Source organism: Nocardia sp. 348MFTsu5.1, assembly GCF_000383535.1.
GTDB lineage: Bacteria > Actinomycetota > Actinomycetes > Mycobacteriales > Mycobacteriaceae > Williamsia > Williamsia faeni.
Map to the genome: position 1 here is coordinate 69,509 of NZ_KB911526.1, position 19,461 is coordinate 88,969.

Consider the following 19,461-nt stretch of genomic DNA (forward strand, 5'->3'; position numbering starts at 1 on the left):
GTGTGACCCGTAGGGTCGAGTCATGAGTGTCAAAGACCTACTGGTGATGAAGCCTCCCGTGAAAAACCTCCAGGGGAAGCGGGTGCTGATCACCGGCGCCGGTAGCGGGATCGGAAAGGCCACCGCGCTGGCGTCGGCGCGGGCGGGTGCGGCCCTGGTGCTCACCGATATCAACGGGCAGAATCTCGACGAGACCGTCGCCGAGGTCCGCGGTGCCGACGGGACCGTGGTGTTCCACCGCGCCGGCGACGTGTCGGACTACGAGTGGGTCAAGAGATTCGCCCAGCAGGTCGACGCCGAGGTCGGCGTGATGGATGTCGTGATGAACATCGCGGGTGTATCCGTCTGGGGCACAGTGGAAAACCTCGAGCATCGGCAGTGGAAGCAGATGGTCGACGTCAATCTGATGGGGCCCATCCACATCATCGAATGTTTTGTGCCGCAGATCGTGCGGCGGGGCCGTGGTGGCCATCTGGTCAACGTGTCGTCGGCGGCGGGTTTGCTGGCCCTCCCGTGGCACGCTGCCTACAGCGCCAGCAAGTTCGGAATCCGTGGTGTATCCGAGGTGCTGCGGATGGACTTGCGGCGCCACAAGATCGGCGTTTCGCTGGTCTGTCCCGGTGGAGTGGACACCCCGCTGGTACACACCGTCGACATCGCCGGGATCGATCGGGACAACCCGGTCATCGCGCGTCAGGTCGGCCGGTTCCACAAGGTCGCGGTGACCCCCGAGAAGGCGGCAGACGCCATCCTCAAGGGTGTTCGCAAGAACAAGTTCATGGTCTACACATCATTCGACATCCGGTTCGGTTACTGGATGTCCCGAAAGTTCGCGCTGCCGTACGAGATCGTGATGCGGATCGCGAACAACCAGTTCGATCATCTGGCCCGGGTCAGCGCCCGGAGCCTCGAAGCGTCTGCCGCCGCGTCAGATTCGGATGCTAGCTCTTCCACCAGTCGTCAAAAGGGGTGACCGGGACGGTCCGCTTGTGCGCCGAGCGGAGGAACAGTGATTCGATGCGTTCGGCGGCCTCGGCATCTACCTCGAGGCCCTCGAGGTAGTCGTCGATCTGGCTGTACGTGACTCCGAGGACTTCCTCGTCGGGCAGCGCCGGGCGGTCGTCTTCGAGGTCGGCGGTCGGAACCTTCGAGGTGACCGAATCGGGAGCGCCGAGATGCCAGAGGATCTGGGCTCCTTGACGTTTGGTGAGTCCGGTCAAGGGCGTGACGTCGACGCCACCGTCGCCGTACTTGGTGAAGAATCCGCTGACCGCTTCGGCGGCGTGGTCGGTGCCGACCACCAGCAGGTTTTCCTGTCCGGCCACCGCGTACTGCAGGATCATGCGTTCGCGGGCCTTGATGTTGCCGCGCACGAGGTCCCGGAGAGGTTCACCGAGCGTCTGGACAACCACCTCGGCGGTGGCGTCCGAGCCCGGCTTGACGTTGTAGACCTCTGACCGGTCGGGGTCGATGAACTTGAGTGCGATCTGGGCGTCCTCTTCGTCGGCCTGTTCGCCGTAGGGCAGCCGCACGGCGACAAATGTTGCGCGGCCGCCGTCGGAGCGCACGGATTCCACGGCCAGCTGGCAGAGCCGACCGGTCAGGCAGGAGTCCTGTCCACCACTGACACCCAGCACAAAGCCGTTGGTACCGGTGCTCAGGAGGTACTGCTTGAGGAAGTCCACCCGCCGGTCCACCTCCTGCTGGGGGTCGATGGTCGCGGACACGTCGAGTTCGGCGATGATTCGCTCTTGCAGGCTGGCCATTCCCAAATGGTAGTGGGACAGGGACCGGTCCGGCACGCTGGAACGGTGAGCTCAGGTGAATTCCACAAAAGTCGAACCGGTGCCCATCGTGACTTTTTTGCTGCCGAGGCCGCGGGTCTGCGCTGGCTCGCCGAAGCCGGCGCACCGGTTGTCGAGGTGCTCGATGTCGGTGCCGACCACATCACGCTGCGCCGGCTGACAACCGTCGCACCAACGCGGCAGGATGCCCGGGAATTCGGCGCTGCACTGGCCCGGATGCACGGTTCGGGCGCCGACCGGTTCGGCGATGGTCCGGCGGGATTCACCGGTCAGATGTTCATCGGGAACCGCCCGATGCCATCGACTCCCACCGAGCGCTGGGGTGAGTTCTACGCCCGGCAACGCGTCCTGGCGTTTGTCGATGATGCGGTGGCCGCCGGAAACCTGACCGGTGCCGACGAGTCGGATACCCGCAAGGTGTGCGAACTGATCGCGTCCGGTGTGTTCGACGACGGACAGTCGCCGGCCCGTATTCACGGCGACCTCTGGAACGGCAACGTGGTGTGGACGCCCGACGGCGTGGTGATGATCGATCCGGCGGCACATGGCGGTCATCGTGAGACCGATCTGGCGATGCTCGCGCTGTTCGGGTGTCCTGCTCTCGACGTGGTCATCGAGGGGTATCAGGAGGTGTACCCGCTCGTCGACCGTTGGCCTGATCGGGTCGCTTTGCACCAATTGCATCCGCTGGCGGTACACGCTGCCGGACACGGGCCGGGGTATGGCGCCGAGTTGGGCCGCGCGGCGCGGAACACCCTGGAACTCATCGGGTGACCTGGCGGGATTCGGGCGTGGAGGCGACGAGTCAGTGCAGGTCGCGGTCGCGCATCCGGGGTGGTGGCGCGTAGATGAAATCATTCGGGGCGCGATATGCGCGGGCGCCGGGCGGCGGAGGCTGGTCGTCGTAGGTCGCTGCGCGACGCGGGCGGGCCTCGGGCGGTACATCCGGGGCCGCACGTCGGCGTCGGGGCGGAACCGCGAGATCATCGCCGCGCTCGGTTGCGCGGGGTTCGGCTGCCCGGGGGCGCGGGTCAGTGGTGCGGACCGGCGGCCGGGGAGTCTGCGCAATGCGGGGCATGGTCGCTGCAGTGGGTGCCGGAACATCGTTGTCGACCGCTGCGCGAGGCTGCGGTCGAGCCGGCTTGGCCGCTCCGGCGCGGGTCTTGTCGGTGCGGGCTTTGCTACCAGCCGGGCGTGCCTTGTCCGCTGTGCGTGACGCAGATTTGCCGGCTGCCTTCTTCGGCGACGCGGACGTCTTGCGGTCGCCGGTCTCGACAGCCTTGCCGGCGTTCATGGGATGCGTCAGCCAAATCCGTGCGGCAGCGATGGCCAGAACGATGAGGAATGTCCATCCCATCAACGGGAACAGTTTCGCCACCGGCAGGGCCACGTTGAAGATCAGTTTCTTCAGCCCCGAATCGGTGCCGGAAACCAAGAAGTAGAGCGTGATGACCGCCACACCGAAAAGGACCAGGGGTGGCTGCGCAACGGCGGTGAACAAAGCGCGACGCCGGACAGCCAGCACCGCGGCTATGCAGCCGACCACATAGAACGTTTTGAACGACGTACCGAGTGCGGTGGCGTCGCCCGCGACCACGATCACTGCTCCGACCGAGGTCAGGCCGACTGCCAACAGCACAGCACCCCACCAGGGCACACCTGGTGCGGTAGGAACTGCGGATTGCTCATCGAGGGGTACCCCCGAACGCGAGCGCGAGCCAGAAATCACATACTGACCGTACCGGTAAACCCTAAGAATTCATTGAACGCGCGTGCCGACGCGGTTCAGTTCGTCGCCGGCGCAGTCTGAGCGGGACGTGCGGCACCCGCAGACCGGACGGCGGCGGGAGAGGACCCCCCGGCGGTGTTCAGCTTCGCCGAGGCACCGACACGGCAGGCGGAAGCTGAGATCCGGGAGATGCTCGCGCCGCTGTGGGTGCGGGTCGATCGTGAGGTGAGTTCTCGTGTGCTGACCCGCTGCACGTTGCCGGTGGTGGAGGTCACCTGGGGAGTAGTGCAGGTACCACCGGGAGCCGCGGCCGTTTTCGTCCCGGGGGTCTGCGCAGTGGTGCTGTTTACGCCGGTCTTGACGACGTGCGTCGAAGTTGGGCGTGCCTCCGGCGCCGAACCGGTGGCCGACAGGCTCTGTTCATAGGAGGCAACCGCCTGGCTCACCAGGACCGCGTCGTCGTTGTCCCGCAAGGTGTCGCCCGTGGTGAATGCAAATGCCGCGACGGCGGCCATCGTGAGGAGCCATCCTCCGACAACAACGCTGCCCGGGCAGGCGGTGGCGGCGGTGACATCGGACCGACGATCGTGGCTGACATACATGTGAATGACTCCAGGGGTGAAGGGCGACTGGAATCAGGTTGTCCTGTGCCGCTTGGAGTGGGCTTGAAGTTCACTAGGAGTCTCGAGGTTCAGCATCCAAGTTGCTCAGTTTTGAGCCATCTACTCGACTGAATCCGCAATCGATCGGCTCAAGTGAGACCGATTCCGGTACGTCGGGGCTGGGCGTCGATGGGTACCGGCGGCTCGAGGTCGTCGAGGTCGGCGAAGGCGTCGAGATCGGACAGTTTGCGCGCGGTGACCGTCACTCGCGCATCGATGGTGCCGATGGCGCTGTTATAGGACTCGACTGCTTTGCCGAGCGATCCACCGAGCTTGTCCAAGTGCCTGGTCACCATGCCGATGCGCTGGTAAAGCTCCTTGCCGAGCTGATGAATCTGCTGTGCGTCGCGGGTCAGCGCCTCGTGGCGCCAGCCGAGCGCAATCGTGCGGAGCAGCGCCACGAGATTGGTCGGGGTGGCGATCACCACGTTGTTGCTGAACCCGTAATCGATCAGTTCGGGATCTGCGCGGCACGCCATTTCCAGGATCGCCTCGCCCGGGACAAAGAGGACCACGAACTCCGGTGAGCTGTTCAGCGCTTCCCAATACGACTTGGACGAGAGTTGCTGGACATGGGTGCGCAGCGCCTTTGCGTGTGCGCGGTAGGCCGTCGTGCGGACGGCGGGGTCGGTGCTGTCGGAGGCCTCGAGATAGGCGGACAACGGGACCTTCGCGTCGATCACCACATCTCGGCCGCCCGCGAGGTGGACCACCAGATCCGGCCGGACTCGCGTGGAGTCACCGGTCGTTCCGCTGACCTGGGTGGTGAAGTCGCAGTGCCGCTGCAGGCCCGCCGCCTCGATCACCCGCTCGAGATGGAGCTCGCCCCATCGCCCGCGAGCCTGCGGCGAACGCATGGCACCAGCCAACTGCTGCGCTTGATATCCCAGGTGTTCCGAGGTCTCGCGCATGCCACTGACCTGCTCGGACAGTCCTGCGTAGGCCGCAATCCGGTTGCGCTCAGTGCGCCGCAATTCGCCGGCCAGCGAATCGAGTGTTTCGCGCAGAGGGCCCACGATGTGCGAGACCTGTTGTCCGATGGCGCCCGATTGCCGGCGCGCAGCATCCTCACTGGCGGCCGACAACGACCGGACCAAGACGTCGTGGTTGGCATGCGCAGCGTCGGCTTCGGCGCGCGCAACAGCCACTTCGGTCCCGGACTTGTTCGCGTGCACCAGCCAACCCAGGGCGAACCCGACCGCCAGACCGACGATCAGCAGTACGACTGCGGTGATACTCATGGTGATGATGGTGCACCAGAGGTCTGACATCACCGATGATCGCCGTTGGAGTGTCTCGGAACCACGAACCCGGCCGGACCGTGCGTCCGCTGCACTGATGCGCAGCTTGACTCGGCCCGGGCCGGGTCATGGCCCGACCCGCGTTTCACTATGAAGTTCTCAAAGGTCGTGCAGTACACAGCCGTTGCTGTGTTGCTTGGGGTACTTGGAATATGTCGTCGTAGGTTGGTGGTCTTGCGGTTCCGGCTTCGCCTGGTTATGCGGCGGCGAGGTCGGACGTCATGGTCCTGCGGGCGTGGGATCGCAGAGGCGTTTTGGTGGCGTCGTCCGGGTTGATGAACCAGGGGTGCCCGTCGGTACCGATGAAGACTTCCCAACGAATGTGATGGATGTACCGGTGGTGGCGCCGGCACAGGAGAACGGTGTTGGTCAGGCTGGTGACCCCGCCTTGACTCCACTGCACGATGTGGTGGGCGTCCGCCCGGGCGGGCAACCGCACCCTGGGTACGCACATCCCCGGTCCCGGGCGATCAAGGCCTTCCGGATCGCGGGTGTGACGGTCCGATGGTCACGACCGACGTCGAGCGGGACCATGTTGTTGTCGACCAAGATTTTCGTGATGACCGAATCGCAGGCCACCATCTGGGCTGTCGATGCGGAGGCCGGGCCGGTCCATTCAAACGACGCCGCCAACTCGGGCGGCTTCACACCACCCAATCCACGCAGTTGAAGTGCCTGTAGATGTTCGGGTGACACCGTCAGGTTGACGTGGGGTTTCGCGCCGCCGCGGGTGGGTCGGTCTTCCTGATCGAGGTACGAATCAAGCAGTTGCTCAAGGGCGTCCGCGCGCACTTGAGCGCTCGTGCGACTGTCGGGTGAACCGTCCGGTTCAAGTACTGGCTGCGACAACGGATCGAGCGCCACCCGCAGTTTCTCGCCCAGCAGGTTGTCCAGGTCCAACGTGCCGTGACTGCGCCCGTCGTCACCGGTCCCGAACGAGAACTCATTGAGCTCGTGATTCTCGGCATCAGGTATCGGCTTATCCGGTGGCGACAACACGATCGCCATATGCCGTGCCCGAGCCGCTACCGCAGACGGACTGGTGGTCAACGCTTCGGCCAGCAGGCCACGCACACAATCAGTCCGATCTGAATCGGGCAGCTCTGGGTTGCGTCGCTCAATATGGCTGAGGCCCTTCACTATCGAGTCGATGTGCTCGCCCGAGAGAGTTCCGTCCACCCCGTACGACGCGACCGATGGAATGTCCTTGAGCGCCTTGCCTACCCGCACGTATCGATGCGCCACCGCCGGCGCCATCCCTGCCTGCTGCAACAACCTCGCGGTGGAACCTTCCCCTGACTTTTTGGCGACTCCACGTACCTCGAGTTCGCCGACCAGTCGGAAAAGTAGTTGTTCCACAACATGATTGATTCGAATAACCGCCACCGTACGCGAAGACACCTCAGTGTCATCACCGGCAACCAAAGCCGCATCCCCAGCCAGATCTGAAAGTCTGGCGAACATTCCCCCGAAGTCCATGACTCCAAGGTACCCGCGAATCGTCGTTCGCACAAGTGTTCTAGAGGACTATTTCTGTTGTGCTGCAATCATTTTCACCAGATTTGGAGAGTCGAACCCGCCAGCCTATCAACGCGGTCTGACATCCACTCATTGGTGCGTTGGTGCGTTGGTGCGCTGGGTTCCTCGTGTGCCAACAGCCATGCCTTGATGTCGAGCCCGTATCGGAAGCCCCCGAGTGACCGGTCGGAACGCAGGACTCGATGGCATGGAACAAACAGGGCTGCGGCGTTGCGGGCGCACGCGCTCGCGGCGCCTCGGATTGCAGCGGGACGTCCGCTGAGCTCGGCATATTCGGTGTAGCTGACCGGCGATCCGGCCGGCACCGTGCGTAGCACGTCCCAGGCGTGTTCGAGGAACTCGCCCGAACGTTGTCGGACGGCGATGTTGTCGATGGCCGTGAGGTCACCCTGGTGGTAGTTCTCGGCGGCGGCGGTCACCGAACCCAGGTCTGGTTTGTACACGAGCGTCAACGGTCGGATCGTCTTGTGTATCAGCGCATTGAGATAGTCGGGGTCGCCGGACCAGCCCGACGCGAGGACCTCTCCGTCATCGTTGATGATCATCGTGAACGGGCCGGTTGGTGTTGAGATGGTGGACCAGGCTGCGGTGCTCATGAGACCTGCTTTCGTGGTGAATCGGGTGTTGAGCCGGTGGACAGTAGCGGGGAGTCGCGGGCGATGATGTTGTGCCACAGATGCATTGACACGTAAGAGCGCCACGGTGACCAATGCTGCGTGTTGGTGATGTCGATGCCGAGTCCGGCTGCCGACCGGCGCACCACCAGGTCGGTATGCAGCAGGACGTCTGGATTGTTGAGCAGGCGCATCGACACATAGTCGGCGGTCCACGCGCCGACCCCGCGTTGAGCCAGCAATTCAGTGCGCAGATCGGCGGCTGGCATCCCGGCATGCATCACCAGGCGACCGTCGGCGATCTCACGGGCCACGTCGACGACGGATTGCGTACGTGCGGCCGGGCCGGTCAGTACTTCGGATCCGCGGGAGGCGATCGCCGCGGCGGTGGGGAACAGGTGGGTGATGTCGCCCAGTGGGTTCTCCAGCGGCTCCCCGAGTGCGGCGACGAGTTTGCCGGCGTGGGTGCGGGCAGCCGGCAGCGAGATCTGCTGGCCGATCATGGTGCGGATCAGCAACTCCGTCGGATCGATGCTGCCGGGGACGCGGATCCCGGGCATGCGGTTCAGCAGTGGTGCCAGTGCGTGATCGGTGCTGAGTGAATCGTTGGCCGCCGCGACATCGGCGTCGAGGTCGAGGAGTTGCCGGATCCGGTGAACCGCCACCCCCAGATCCCGCATGTCATGCAGATGGAGGTCCGCCCGGACGTGATCGGGTTTGATCTCCAGCGTCACGACTCCCGGTCCATGGGGTAGTGGCATCGACCGCCGGTAGAACTGACCGTCCCAGCTCTCGACGCCGGGTACCGCGTGTGCGGACAGGAACCAATGCAACCATGGCGCAGAGAAGGGTTGTCGAACAGCAAGCTTGAGGGTGACGGCAGCGCCGGTGGCGGCAGCTTGCCGGGGTGCGCCCTTTGCTCTGAGCTGGGTGGGCGTCTGGGCGAAGACCTCTCGGATGGTGTCGTTGAACTGGCGGATGCTGGCGAATCCGGCGGCGAACGCCACATCCGACATCGACATCGTTGTGCACTGGATCAACATCCGGGCGGTGGTGGCGCGATAGGCGCGGGCCAGGGCGAGTGGGCCGGCGCCGATCTGTTCGCCCAGCACCCGGCCCAACTGGCGGGGGGAGTAGCCCAGATGGTCGGCGAGACCGGTCACGCCGGTGCGGTCGACCAGGCCGTCCTCGATCAGGCGCATCGCGCGGGATGCCAGATCCGAATTGACATTCCATCGCGGTGACCCCGGTACCGCGTCGGGCAGGCAACGCCGGCAGGCGCGGTAGCCCTGTTGCTGGGCGGCGGCTGCGGTCAGGACAAACGAGACGTTCCGCGGCTTGGGTGTGATGGCCGGACACGACGGTCGGCAGTAGATGCCAGTGGTCCGGACGGCCACAAAGAATTGGCCGTCGAATCTCTCATCCCTGGCCTGCAGGGCCCGAAAGCAGGCATCGAAGTCGAGCTGACCCGGATTCGGCGCGGTGGCGGTGGACATGAGACCACTGTCCCAGTCTTCGTGGCCGGGGACTAGCGGAAATCGGACGCCACAATACGACTGTCTGGATACTGGACACAGACCCCAAAATATGCAGTGTCCGACGTCACACTAAGGTATTCGCGCGGATTGGGACTTACGTCCCGTATTTAGGCTCTTCCCGCAGGAAAACGGGGACAAAGCGCGGGTGGTCGTGCGAGGGTGGTCACATGTACGTAACACGATGGGGACGCAAAGAAGCGCCGTTGTCGCAATTCCCCGGCTGGGGTGTGGAGATCATGATGGGTCTCTATGGCGAGCAGTCGGTGCGGTCGGCGATCGAAGCAGAAAAGGGTCTGGCCCAGCAACCGGCTGCCGCCGACGAGGTGTCAGATCTGGCCGGGGAAGCACACTCGCGCGGCGATGATGCCGTCGGTGAAAGGCGTCGCTGGCTGCAACGCCGCCGCGCCTGAGGCCTCTACTCGGACCTGACCTCGCTGAGGGTCGCGCCGCGGAACTCCGCGAGCTGCTGCGCCTGCTCTTTGATCGCGCCGGAGACGGCGGCGGTCTGCCGGGTCCACAACTCAATGTTGATGTTGAGCTTCTTTCCCGCCTTGGCCGGGCGCCAGGTGCCGATCGGTTCGGCATTCGAGAATATGACTCCGGGCCGACCGAGTGCCGGCCAGATGGTTTTACGAATCCGGGCATCCGGAATCAGTAGGTCGCGGTCGCGGGTCTGCAGGAGCGGATCGTAGGGGCCGAGAAGAAATACACCCGTGGGTTTCGGGGGATCGGTGAGCACATCCACGTACTCGGTGAGCGCCGAGCGGGTCTCGCCTTCGACGGTCACCGGTGTGACGTCCGAGGGCCAATGCGCCTTCACATCCTGCACGGGGGCGTCGAGGAACGATGCGACCTGCTTGGGGGTCGCTGCTCCGTAGAAGCGGAGATGGTTGCGGATCACATCGAACCGTGCGGTCGCATCGGTGCCGAGGCGTCGGAAGTTGTTGGGCTGCAACCCTTTGATTCGTTGCACGATCGGCGGGCTGGTTCCTGCCCGAAGTTCGAGTCCGGCCTGCAGTGCGGCGATGCGAAACGAGATCTCGTAGGGATGAATGGCGTTGCAGGGCTTGCAGAACCGCAGAAAATGATCGGGCAGGACGTCGGTCAGTTGACGTGACATTTCACCTTTTGGGGTGGGACGGTCAACGATTGTGCGCATTGCGGTGGAGAGTTCGGACATCGCCACCAACGAATCCACACCGGACTCTTTGAACTGCTTGTTCGCGTCGAAGATTCGCTTGCCCGCATCCGCCGAGGACAACGGGCATACCGCGACAGCGATCTCAGTGAGGTCGGAGCGGCGGTAGTAATGAGGTGCGCCGCGAATGGTCCATGCCACGGCGAGGTTTTCGTCGGGCACAACGGCGCCCCGGATCCGCAGCGCCCACGGCGCACCATCGGGTCCCGAATCCTGCACCCCGTAGTCGAGGATGTCGCAGTCGGACGCCTTGCCGTCGCGGCCGGCTTGTTGGACGTGCCATCGCGCAGCCAATAGCTGTTGCCGTGTGACTGCCTGCATGTCTGCCTCCTTGTGCGGCCACCGTACAAAGTGTGGCGGACATCTTGTACTGGCGCGGCAGGTCGACGCGTCATCGGGACCGCGGGCATGTGACGATCGACGCATGGCGACATCATCGGCCGGGGAACCGGCCAAGAAGAGGACCGCGGACGGGAAGGACGTTGTGTCCGGTGTGCAGCCCCCGCCGAAGAAGACTCGCGGCAAGGTCATCGGGGAGGGTGGCGAGTGGCTGGCAAAACACAGCCTGCGTTTGATCCTGATCGCCGGCGGCGCGTGGGTGTTGTCCTGGATCGTCGGCAAGGCCTGGGTGGTCTTGCTGCCTGTGGTTCTCGCGGTCATCGTCTGCACGGTTCTATGGCCACCGGTTCGCTGGCTTCGGAAGAAGGGCATCGGTCCGGCGGCTGCATCGGCCCTGGTGTTGCTGCTCGCGATCGGGGTGGTCGTGGGCATCATGGCCGCCATCGCACCGTCGATCGTTGATCAGTCCGGCGACCTGGCGTCGCAGGCCATCGACGGCATCGAGGAGATCGAAGAGTGGTTGCAGGGGCCACCGTTCCGGGTCAGTGATGAACAGCTGAACACAGCGGTCGATGCGATCACCGGCCGGATTCAGGATTCCAGCACCACTATCGCCTCAGGCGTCTTCTCCGGTGTCACCAAAACGACGTCGGTACTGATCACGCTGTTCACGGTGTTGTTTCTGACCTTCTTCTTCCTCAAGGACGGACCGAGGTTCCTCCCGTGGCTACGCCGGACCAGCGGTGCACCTGCATCGGAGCACATCGCGGAGGTGCTCTCCCGCATCTGGGCGACGCTGAGCGGCTTCATCCGGACGCAAGCAGTCGTGAGTGCCATCGACGCGGTACTCATCGGCGCCGGCCTCGTCATCCTCGGTGTGCCACTGGCCTACGCGCTGGCGATCATCACGTTCTTCGGTGGCTTCATCCCGATCGTCGGCGCGTTTGTCGCCGGCGCCCTCGCGGTGCTGGTGGCATTGGTCGGCAACGGTCCGTGGACCGCCTTGATCGTGCTCGGCATCATTCTGTTGGTGCAGCAGCTCGAGGGCAACGTGCTGCAGCCGTGGTTGCAGTCGAAGTCGATGAATCTGCATGCCGCGATCGTGCTGTTGTCGGTGACCGCCGGCAGTACGCTCTTCGGCATCGTCGGTGCATTCCTTGCGGTCCCGGTGGCCGCGGTGGTGGCCGTGGTGCTGCGTTATCTGAACGAACAGATCGCACTCCGGGCGGGCGAGACCGACGTCGCAGACGATGAAGACGACAACGTGGTCGTCCCGGATGACGGTGGCACAGAGCCGCAAGCCACCTAGCGCAACTCTTTGCGCCACACCAGTTTGAGACCGGACCAATCGTTGTCGACAGCTGCGACCTTGACGTCGACGAGACCGCGTTCCAGTGCGGCGTCACGGATGAGGTTCTCGTTCATGTCGCTCACGTGGCCGGCTGATTTGCGTGGCCAGAGGATCCAGATCATCCCGGCGGGGAAGACGATGGTGCCGAGTTCGTCGATCTGTTCGAGGAACTCGGCTGGCGCGGAGTGAAAGGCCACCACGATGTCGGCGGTCTCGGCGCGGGAGACCAGGTGAATCGGGGGTGGATTGTCGAAGTCCCAGCCGCCGGGCCGACCCAGGACGAGCACCTGGAGACCGTCTTTGAGGCCGAGTTTGCGGGCCTGCGAAGAACCCGAATAGCCCGCGGTCATAGCCGCTGATCGTACGGCCCGCAGAGGTGTTGCGACGGCAAACTAGACTGACTGCTCGTGAGCCTTACCCTCGGAATCGTCGGATTGCCCAACGTCGGCAAATCCACCCTGTTCAACGCGCTGACCAACAACGATGTTCTGGCCGCGAACTACCCGTTCGCCACCATCGAACCCAACGTCGGTGTGGTTGAGCTGCCCGATGCGCGGTTGGGCCGGTTGGCCGAGATCTTCTCCAGTGAGAAGATCCTCCCTGCGACCGTGTCGTTTGTCGATATCGCCGGCATTGTCAAGGGCGCGTCCGAGGGCGAAGGGATGGGCAACCAGTTCCTGGCCAACATTCGTGAGGCCGACGCCATCTGTCAGGTGGTCCGGGTATTTTCCGACGACGACGTGGTGCACGTCGACGGTCGTGTCGACCCGGTGTCCGATATCGAGGTGATCGAGACCGAGCTCATCCTCGCCGACATGCAGACGCTGGAGAAGGCACTGCCGCGGCTCGAGAAGGAATCGCGCAAGAACAAGGAGCTCGTCGAGGTCCTCAACGCCGCCCTGGAAGCGCAGAAGGTTCTCAACGAGGGCAAGACTCTGTTCTCGCAGAAGGATTCGCTGGACTTCGCGAAGGTTCGTGAACTGCATCTGATGACCACGAAGCCGTTCCTCTACGTGTTCAACGCCGACGAGTCGGTGCTGACCGATCCGGACCGCATTGCGCAGCTCAAAGCGACTGTGGCACCGGCAGATGCGGTGTTCCTCGACGCCAAGGTGGAGAGCGAACTGCTCGAACTCGAGCCCGAGGACGCGCAGGAATTGCTCGACTCGATCGGCCAGGACGAGCCCGGACTCCATTCACTGGCACGTGCCGGATTCCACACACTGGGTCTGCAGACCTACCTGACCGCCGGACCAAAAGAGTCCCGCGCCTGGACAATTCACAAGGGAGACACCGCGCCTCAGGCTGCCGGCGTCATTCACACCGATTTCCAGAAGGGCTTCATCAAGGCAGAAATCGTGTCCTTCGCCGACCTCGACGCCGCCGGATCGATGGCTGCCGCCAAAGCCGCGGGCAAGGTGCGGATGGAAGGCAAGGACTACGTCATGGCCGACGGCGACGTGGTCGAGTTCCGCTTTGGATCAACGTCTACGAGCAAGGGCTGACGTTTGCCCTGAAAGTTGTCGGTTCCGCTTTGGACCAACGGCTTACGAGCAAAGCTGCTGCACGTTAAGCGTCGCAATAGACAGCGCGAGAGGATTGACGAATGGCGCAACGCTTCCCTGGCCTTGAGCCGACAAAGGTTGCCCTGGACTCGCCGGTCCACATTTCGCAGCGTTATTTGGCCAGCGCCTATGACTCGGTGGCGAGTTTGGTCGACGTTTCGTACCCTGCGCTGCGGGCTCAGCGGCCAGCCGGTCGGGGTCGCCTAACGCACGCTGAGCACGACCTCTTTCGCGCTGCTGTGGTGTTCGCCGGTGCCGGGGTTGACTCTGTGCTCAAACAGTCGCTTCGCTCGTGCATTCCAATCCAGGTCGACCGTTCCGAGGCTGCCAGGACGAAGTACATCGACTTCGTTGTCCGCCACATTCAGGACGGTGACGGGCTGAGCGCTCGTCAACTCGCGAAGCTATTGGTTACGGCAACTCCGGAGCAGACGCTTCGTGATGCCTACATCGAGAGCCTTACGGGGTCGAGTCTCCAATCTCAAACACAGGTGACAACGTCACTTGCCGCCCTTGGGCTGCAAGATAACCGGCAACTGTTCAAAGACTCGCAATCGCTGAACGCCCTGTTCAAAGCGCGGAATCAGATCGCCCATGAAATGGACATGACGTCCGCTGGTGCGACGGGCCGAGGGAAGCGGACACGTCATGAGCGAACAGTGGAGGCTTACACGACTATGTGTCACACGGGATTGAACTATTGCCAGCGCGTCCTGAACGCCCTGGCGGTCGAGCTAGCGGACATCGCATAGAGTTCTGCTGTTACTGCCCTGAAAGTTGTCGAATCGGCTGGTCAGCGAACCGTCAGCGGGTGTGCCGCACGTGCAGCAGCGGATCGTAACCACCACCGCCGAGCCTGCGGCGGTAGCCCTCGATCGACGTGGGCACGGCGGCTGCGCTGCCACCGCTGCCCGCACCGAGCAGACCTCGGGGCGCTGCGAACGTCATCCGAGCGCCTATCGCGTGGGTGAGGATGTCGTGAGCGACGACGAGCGCCGCGAGCTGATCCGGTTGGTGCTGCCCGGCCTGCCAGGTGACAGCGGCCTGTTCAAGGTCGGGCAGGTGCCCGGCGATGCGGACGGTGCCGACCTCCAGGCCCTGGATCAGCGCCGACGACCGGGCGACCGCGTCACCACCGCCCCGGCCTGATCCCTTCGGTGGCCACGTCGTCACCCTGACCGGACGGTCGAGCTTGGCCCGGCGCAGCGCGTCACGCACGACCCGCAGATACGTCTCCCGCGCCGCGAAGCCCTCCACGGCGATCTCGGACGCCCCCACCGCCACGGCCAGGTCCACCGCAGCCCGCGCCCACGCATCGGAGGTCATAGGGGCCGACACGTCGGCGATCACCGACACGACCCCGTCGGAGGTCATCGAGGCCGCGACCAGGCCGCAGGAATCGCCGCTGCCGCTGTCGCTGGGGTCCACACCGACGACGGTCAGGACCGGGCGCGGGGGTGCGACCGGGAGCCGCCAGGTGTCCAGCCACTCCCGTTTGATCAGCCCACCGTCCGGCGCGGTCGGCACGCCCTGGAACAGGCTGTGCCAAGTGCGCGAGCCGACGGCTGCGCGGATGTCGGCGAACTGCTCGGGAGTCCGTCCCAGCGCCGAGGTCATCGCGACGCCCGGCTCACGGCCGAGCGCGTCAGGCACGCCGGACTCGCTGATGGCCGGGATGTTGATGTGCTGCCACCGCTCCGGTTCCTCGGCGAGCAGCGTGCCGATGAGGTCCTGTTCGTGCCAGCGTGTGCCGATGATGACCACCGAGGCCCCGGGGTGCAGCCGCGTCATGAGAGTGGAGCGGAACTCGCGCAGCACGTTCCGGCGGTGGGACTTGCTGTCGGCGTCCTGGGCGTTCTTGACCGGGTCGTCCACCAGCAGCAGGTCGGCACCGAAACCGGTGATGCCCGACAGGATTCCGGCGGCGAGCAGGCCACCGCCCCGCCCATCCACCCGCCACCGGCCGACCGCTGTCTTGTCAGCGGAGATCCCGAACCCCAGCGCCGCCGCGTTCTCGGCGATCAGTGCGCGGGCGGCGTGGGAGTGCTCCTGGGCCAGTGAGTCGGCGTAGCTCGCGAGGATGACCCGGGCGTCGGGATTGCGCGCCAGGGCGAACGTCGTGCCCACCTGGGACACCAGCACCGACTTCCCGGTGCGGGGCGGCGTGGTGATGATCAGCCGTCTGTCAGGGTGACGAATCGCGTCGGCCAGCGCGTCGCCGATCAGGGCGATGGCCGGGGTGATCCGGTACTCCGGCACGAGCCGCGCCGCCAGCTCGGCCGGGGTCGCCGGGCGTCGGCGCTGCCGGGCGACGGCCAGTGCGCGTGCAGCGACCAGCGTCATCGCAGCCCGTGAGGTCGGGTCATCGGTCATCGTCGGCCTTTCCGTCGTCGGTAACACCCACGCGGCCGGGAGGCGGCCCGGGAGGAGGGGGACCGCTTCCAGGGGGCCCCTTGGGACCGGACCGCCACCGGACCGCGTGGGTGTTACCGCATCCGCACGGGTGGGAGCGGGGAGACCCGGCGCGGGAGGTGGCATTCCAGAGTGCCGACGCTGCCGCAGAGGCTCGCGACCACCACCGGCCGGTCACCCGCTGGGAACCCGAGGGCTGCGGCGACCTGATCGTGGTCGAGACGGCCGGACGTGTTGAGCGCCAGCGCCACCCGGGCGATGTGCGGCAAGAGGAACTCGACCGCGCCCTCAATCCCCCTCGGCCACGGGCTGCCGCTGGCGATCAGCGCGGCGCGGTCCAGGTCGCAGTTACGAAGGTCATCCTGTATCTGCCCGAGCGTCGGCAGCCGCCCCGCCCGGTGCCGGGCCTCGGCATACGGCCCGGCGTAGGCAACCTCGGGGACGGCACCGGTGCTGACGCCGGTGAACCCGGTGAGCCCGCCGCCGTCGGGGTCGAGCGTCACCTCGGTGATCGTTCCACCGAGGAGGACGGCGGCTACCGCGTGGCCTGCCTCGTGCATCGCGGCGGCGGCGCGGTCGGCGGGTGTGCAGGTGAAGTGGTTCACGATGCCTCGATTCCGTACTGGGCCAGTGTCTTTCGGGCGTGGGACATGCGTGCCTGCTCCGCGCTGTCCTCGCGTGCTGCCGCCGCGTTGTGTGCGTTCGCGGTGTGCCTGTCGATCCGGTCCAGTCTGGCGGTGAGATCGCGGACCGCGACGGCGAACACCTTGAGCGCGGCGTCGACTTTCACCCGGCTCGTCGTCTTCCCGGTCGCGGTGGTCGGCGGGAGGCCGGTCAGCACCGCCGCCGCCCGCTGCGCCAGCGACTCGGAGCGGGAGAGCAGCTCGGCGTCCCACGGCCCGGCGGCGAGCAGCTCGGCGACCGTCTCGGCGCGCAGGTCCGGCGGTTCGGGCAGCGGGTGCAGCGTTCGGAACGCCTGCGCAGCATGTTGCTTCTGCTGGTAGCTGGTGAGATGCGCTGTCAGCGCGGCGGTCTCCCGTGCGAGCACCACGGTCTCGATCCGGTCGAGCGCACGCCAGCCTTCGCGCAGCACCCCGGTGACCTCATCGACCAGCGCGGCCGGGTTGCGCAGTCGGGCCGTCCGTTCGGCGACCTCGCCCAGGGTCCCGGCGACGAGGGCCGGGAGGTCGAACGCGGCTTCCCGGTCGGGCCGGGTGCGGCGCAGCAGGCGGGTCATTCGGTCACCTCCGCGTCACTGGCAAGCCGGGAGGCCGCGTAGCCCAAGCCTTCGGTGAAGGTGTCGAGCGAACCCCGTTCGTCCACCAGATCCCGCGCCGACTCACGGATGCGCGCCGCGAGCAGCGCCAGGCGGGCCGCGAGTTCGTCAGGCGGTGCCGCCGTACCGGTCGCGTCAAGGTAGTCGGCCGTCTGGAGGAGCGAGGACGCGGCGGCGGCGAGGGTGGCGCGGGTCGCGCCCATCCGCCGCGCAGCGCGGGCGACGACCTCCCCCTCGATCAACGGGGGCGGGTTCGGTGTGGTGCAGCGGGTCGGGGCGGCGCGGGTCATGGGGTCACCTCCAGTTCCTCGACCCGGCGGCGCAGCGCGGCTGTCAGCGAGTCGACGGCCGCATCGCCGAGCGACCGGCGCGAGTCGTTGAGTGTGTCGATACAGCGGACGTAGTCCAGCGCACGCTCGCACTGCACGACATCGGGGTCGTCGTCGGCGCGCCCCTGACGACGGAGCTGGCCGAGCCGACCGGACCAGCGCGAGGCCGACCAGTGGTCTGGGTTTGTCGGTGGAGCTGTGGCAGTCCTGGGCATGGCTGCACGATCGCAGCCAGGGGTGCATGGGGCTGGCTTACCGTGGCCGACTATGAGCGACACCACGATCCACCCCAGCCCCGTGCCCGTCGAGTACGTCGCGCCCCTGGCCAGCCCCACCCCGAGCGGGTTGTGGCGGGTCGCCACCGGACCGCTGCGTCTGCCCGAGCACGCCTGGTCCGGCATCGCCGTCAAGCCGGTCAACGCGGGCGGCGGTTTCGGTACTTGGGAGATGGACCCGTGCTATGCGCCGCTCGACCCCGACGCCCGGAAGGACGGCGAGCGCCCCGCCCCGCTGGAACCGTTCTTCCCCCTGGTCACCTGGGGATTCGATGAGTGTGATCCCCAGGAGACCGACGAGCAGGTGCTGGTCCAGGCCCGGCAGAACCAGCGGCTCGGCGAGCCGACGGCGGTCGAGGCAGACTTCGCCGCCCGGCTGATGATCGACGCTGTGGACCTCGGATCGGTCGCCGACATCGTCGGCGCGGTGTCCGTGCTCGAAGCCGCGATGGCCGGGCACCGGCAGGTCGGGGTCCTCCACGCGGGCGCGCAGTGGGCAGGCGCGGCGCATCGCGACAAGGTCGCCACCGGGTCACCGATTGCGCGCAGCCCGCTCGGTCACTCCTGGGCGTTCGGTGGTGGTTACGTGGCGGGCCTGGGCGACACACTGGTGATCACCGGCCCGGTCACGATCTGGACCGGGCCGGTGTTCGAGCGGACGGCGGTGGACCCGTACAAGAACGTGCGGTCGGCCGTGGTCGAGCGGGCCGTGGCCGTCAGCTACGAGGCGCTCGCGTACCGGGTTGCGATCACCGCTGCTGTGTAGACCCTGCCTCGCGCACTGGAGCGCGAAGGTGGTGGCTGACCATTGGCGACGACCATCGACCGTCCTGGCGGGTGGTCATGCCTTCGCGGTTGAGCACGTCGGCGATGGCCCGGGTGGACGCCCCGGCGGCGTGCAGGTCGCGCATCCGTGAGAGCACAGCCTGTTCGGCGGGGTGGGGCACGAGTTCCTTGGACTTGTCGCGGCCCTTGTACCCGAACGGCGGCTGCCCGCCCGCGTAGCCGCCCGCCTGTTTCTTGAGGCGGCGACCGTCCTGCATCCGCCTCACGATCTGCGACCGGTCGTACTCATTGACCGCGCCGACGACCTGTCGAATGAGCTTGCGCTGCGGGTCGTTCGGGTCATCGAGCATCCGCTGCTCCTCCTCGGAGGTAGAGCACAGCCGGGTACCGCACCTGGCCATCTCGCGCAGCGCGGTCTCCTGCTCGATCAGGTCGCGTGACAGCCGGGACAGGTCGGCTACGACGACAGCGCCGCCGTTCTCGCACGCGGTCTCCACCGCGTAGGGCCAGAGGGTACGGGCGGGCGGCGGCACTGTGCCGGACGTGGCCTCGACCACCTCGGCCACGATCCGGTGCCGGTGCTGACGCGCCCACGAGCGGATCGCCTCACGCTGCCGGTCGGGGCCGTACATGGCGAGCTGATCCTTGGTCGACGTGCGGATGTAGGCGACTGCCTTCATGATGGAAAACTACCTTTGACCTGGGGTGCAATAATTACTTGTAAGTATACACGGCAGTACAG

General features: G+C 65.8%; 23 protein-coding genes. 7 read left to right on the forward strand and 16 right to left on the reverse strand.

Features of this window, described 5'->3' with window-relative positions:
• Nucleotides 1-22: 22 nt before the first annotated feature.
• Nucleotides 23-973 (forward strand): SDR family oxidoreductase, encoded by a 951-nt coding sequence (locus H290_RS0124980; RefSeq protein WP_020109587.1) that lies wholly within the window; start codon nucleotides 23-25, stop codon nucleotides 971-973.
• Here the strand turns inward: H290_RS0124980 and nadE are convergent.
• Nucleotides 942-1,766: an ammonia-dependent NAD(+) synthetase gene (gene nadE / locus H290_RS0124985; RefSeq protein WP_028463674.1), complete on the reverse strand. Its 825-nt coding sequence runs from the start codon at nucleotides 1,764-1,766 to the stop codon at nucleotides 942-944. The two genes, H290_RS0124980 and nadE, sit on opposite strands and share 32 nt — an antisense overlap.
• Nucleotides 1,767-1,772: 6 nt before the next feature.
• On the opposite strand from nadE, the gene H290_RS0124990 reads away from it, so the two are divergent.
• The gene (locus H290_RS0124990; RefSeq protein ID WP_051122197.1) at nucleotides 1,773-2,579 is read left to right on the forward strand and encodes a fructosamine kinase family protein; all 807 of its coding nucleotides are present in this window, start codon (nucleotides 1,773-1,775) and stop codon (nucleotides 2,577-2,579) included.
• A 31-nt stretch (nucleotides 2,580-2,610) separates the two neighbouring features.
• On the opposite strand, the gene H290_RS30415 is transcribed toward H290_RS0124990, so the two are convergent.
• From H290_RS30415 to H290_RS0125020, 7 genes are all read right to left on the reverse strand, one after another.
• The gene (locus H290_RS30415) at nucleotides 2,611-3,534 is read right to left on the reverse strand and encodes a DUF6542 domain-containing protein (protein ID WP_369758848.1); all 924 of its coding nucleotides are present in this window, start codon (nucleotides 3,532-3,534) and stop codon (nucleotides 2,611-2,613) included.
• A gap of 56 nt (nucleotides 3,535-3,590) precedes the next feature.
• On the reverse strand, nucleotides 3,591-4,136 hold the full coding sequence (locus tag H290_RS0125000) for a hypothetical protein (protein ID WP_020109591.1): 546 nt from the start codon (nucleotides 4,134-4,136) through the stop codon (nucleotides 3,591-3,593).
• A gap of 149 nt (nucleotides 4,137-4,285) precedes the next feature.
• Nucleotides 4,286-5,437: a DNA recombination protein RmuC gene (locus tag H290_RS29695; RefSeq protein WP_036520212.1), complete on the reverse strand. Its 1,152-nt coding sequence runs from the start codon at nucleotides 5,435-5,437 to the stop codon at nucleotides 4,286-4,288.
• Between the two features lie 256 nt (nucleotides 5,438-5,693).
• On the reverse strand, nucleotides 5,694-5,951 hold the full coding sequence (locus H290_RS31840) for an HNH endonuclease signature motif containing protein (RefSeq protein ID WP_155977032.1): 258 nt from the start codon (nucleotides 5,949-5,951) through the stop codon (nucleotides 5,694-5,696).
• A complete protein-coding gene (locus H290_RS29700) occupies nucleotides 5,867-6,976 on the reverse strand; it encodes a DUF222 domain-containing protein (protein WP_081631711.1) in 1,110 nt (369 codons plus the stop codon). Before H290_RS29700 ends, H290_RS31840 begins: the two co-directional genes overlap by 85 nt.
• A 74-nt stretch (nucleotides 6,977-7,050) precedes the next feature.
• Nucleotides 7,051-7,632, reverse strand: a complete 582-nt coding sequence (locus tag H290_RS0125015) for a methylated-DNA--[protein]-cysteine S-methyltransferase (RefSeq protein ID WP_020109594.1) — start codon at nucleotides 7,630-7,632, stop codon at nucleotides 7,051-7,053.
• Nucleotides 7,629-9,146: an AlkA N-terminal domain-containing protein gene (locus H290_RS0125020; RefSeq protein ID WP_020109595.1), complete on the reverse strand. Its 1,518-nt coding sequence runs from the start codon at nucleotides 9,144-9,146 to the stop codon at nucleotides 7,629-7,631. The genes H290_RS0125015 and H290_RS0125020 overlap by 4 nt, the downstream gene beginning before the upstream one ends.
• 209 nt (nucleotides 9,147-9,355) lie before the next feature.
• On the opposite strand from H290_RS0125020, the gene H290_RS0125025 reads away from it, so the two are divergent.
• Nucleotides 9,356-9,598: a hypothetical protein gene (locus H290_RS0125025; RefSeq protein ID WP_155977036.1), complete on the forward strand. Its 243-nt coding sequence runs from the start codon at nucleotides 9,356-9,358 to the stop codon at nucleotides 9,596-9,598.
• 5 nt (nucleotides 9,599-9,603) lie between these two features.
• Here the strand turns inward: H290_RS0125025 and H290_RS0125030 are convergent, their stop codons facing one another.
• Entirely contained in the window at nucleotides 9,604-10,707 is a 1,104-nt protein-coding gene (locus H290_RS0125030; protein WP_020109597.1) for a DNA glycosylase AlkZ-like family protein, read from the reverse strand.
• Between the two features lie 103 nt (nucleotides 10,708-10,810).
• Between H290_RS0125030 and H290_RS0125035 the strand changes: the two genes are divergently transcribed.
• Nucleotides 10,811-12,034 carry an AI-2E family transporter gene (locus tag H290_RS0125035; protein WP_020109598.1) on the forward strand — a complete coding sequence of 408 codons (1,224 nt, stop codon included), beginning with the start codon at nucleotides 10,811-10,813 and terminating at the stop codon, nucleotides 12,032-12,034.
• Here H290_RS0125035 and H290_RS0125040 read toward each other — a convergent pair.
• A complete protein-coding gene (locus H290_RS0125040; protein WP_020109599.1) occupies nucleotides 12,031-12,426 on the reverse strand; it encodes a DUF3052 family protein in 396 nt (131 codons plus the stop codon). The genes H290_RS0125035 and H290_RS0125040 overlap by 4 nt on opposite strands.
• Before the next feature lie 57 nt (nucleotides 12,427-12,483).
• On the opposite strand from H290_RS0125040, the gene ychF reads away from it, so the two are divergent.
• Both ychF and H290_RS0125050 read left to right on the forward strand, forming a co-directional pair.
• The gene (gene ychF, locus H290_RS0125045) at nucleotides 12,484-13,581 is read left to right on the forward strand and encodes a redox-regulated ATPase YchF (RefSeq protein ID WP_020109600.1); all 1,098 of its coding nucleotides are present in this window, start codon (nucleotides 12,484-12,486) and stop codon (nucleotides 13,579-13,581) included.
• 101 nt (nucleotides 13,582-13,682) lie between these two features.
• Nucleotides 13,683-14,393: a hypothetical protein gene (locus tag H290_RS0125050; protein ID WP_020109601.1), complete on the forward strand. Its 711-nt coding sequence runs from the start codon at nucleotides 13,683-13,685 to the stop codon at nucleotides 14,391-14,393.
• 52 nt (nucleotides 14,394-14,445) lie between these two features.
• Here the strand turns inward: H290_RS0125050 and H290_RS0125055 are convergent, their stop codons facing one another.
• From H290_RS0125055 to H290_RS0125075, 5 genes are all read right to left on the reverse strand, one after another.
• Nucleotides 14,446-16,014 carry a terminase large subunit domain-containing protein gene (locus H290_RS0125055; RefSeq protein WP_020109602.1) on the reverse strand — a complete coding sequence of 523 codons (1,569 nt, stop codon included), beginning with the start codon at nucleotides 16,012-16,014 and terminating at the stop codon, nucleotides 14,446-14,448.
• A gap of 113 nt (nucleotides 16,015-16,127) precedes the next feature.
• On the reverse strand, nucleotides 16,128-16,658 hold the full coding sequence (locus tag H290_RS30425; RefSeq protein ID WP_020109603.1) for a M50 family metallopeptidase: 531 nt from the start codon (nucleotides 16,656-16,658) through the stop codon (nucleotides 16,128-16,130).
• Nucleotides 16,655-17,290 (reverse strand): hypothetical protein, encoded by a 636-nt coding sequence (locus tag H290_RS30430; RefSeq protein WP_020109604.1) that lies wholly within the window; start codon nucleotides 17,288-17,290, stop codon nucleotides 16,655-16,657. Before H290_RS30430 ends, H290_RS30425 begins: the two co-directional genes overlap by 4 nt.
• Nucleotides 17,287-17,619 (reverse strand): hypothetical protein, encoded by a 333-nt coding sequence (locus H290_RS0125070; RefSeq protein WP_020109605.1) that lies wholly within the window; start codon nucleotides 17,617-17,619, stop codon nucleotides 17,287-17,289. The genes H290_RS30430 and H290_RS0125070 overlap by 4 nt, the downstream gene beginning before the upstream one ends.
• Nucleotides 17,616-17,873, reverse strand: a complete 258-nt coding sequence (locus H290_RS0125075; protein WP_028463675.1) for a hypothetical protein — start codon at nucleotides 17,871-17,873, stop codon at nucleotides 17,616-17,618. The genes H290_RS0125070 and H290_RS0125075 overlap by 4 nt, the downstream gene beginning before the upstream one ends.
• Before the next feature lie 52 nt (nucleotides 17,874-17,925).
• Between H290_RS0125075 and H290_RS0125080 the strand changes: the two genes are divergently transcribed.
• The gene (locus H290_RS0125080; protein ID WP_020109607.1) at nucleotides 17,926-18,699 is read left to right on the forward strand and encodes a hypothetical protein; all 774 of its coding nucleotides are present in this window, start codon (nucleotides 17,926-17,928) and stop codon (nucleotides 18,697-18,699) included.
• Here H290_RS0125080 and H290_RS29715 read toward each other — a convergent pair.
• Nucleotides 18,683-19,399, reverse strand: coding sequence for a recombinase family protein (locus H290_RS29715; RefSeq protein WP_020109608.1), 717 nt, complete (start codon nucleotides 19,397-19,399; stop codon nucleotides 18,683-18,685). The genes H290_RS0125080 and H290_RS29715 overlap by 17 nt on opposite strands.
• Nucleotides 19,400-19,461: the final 62 nt, after the last annotated feature.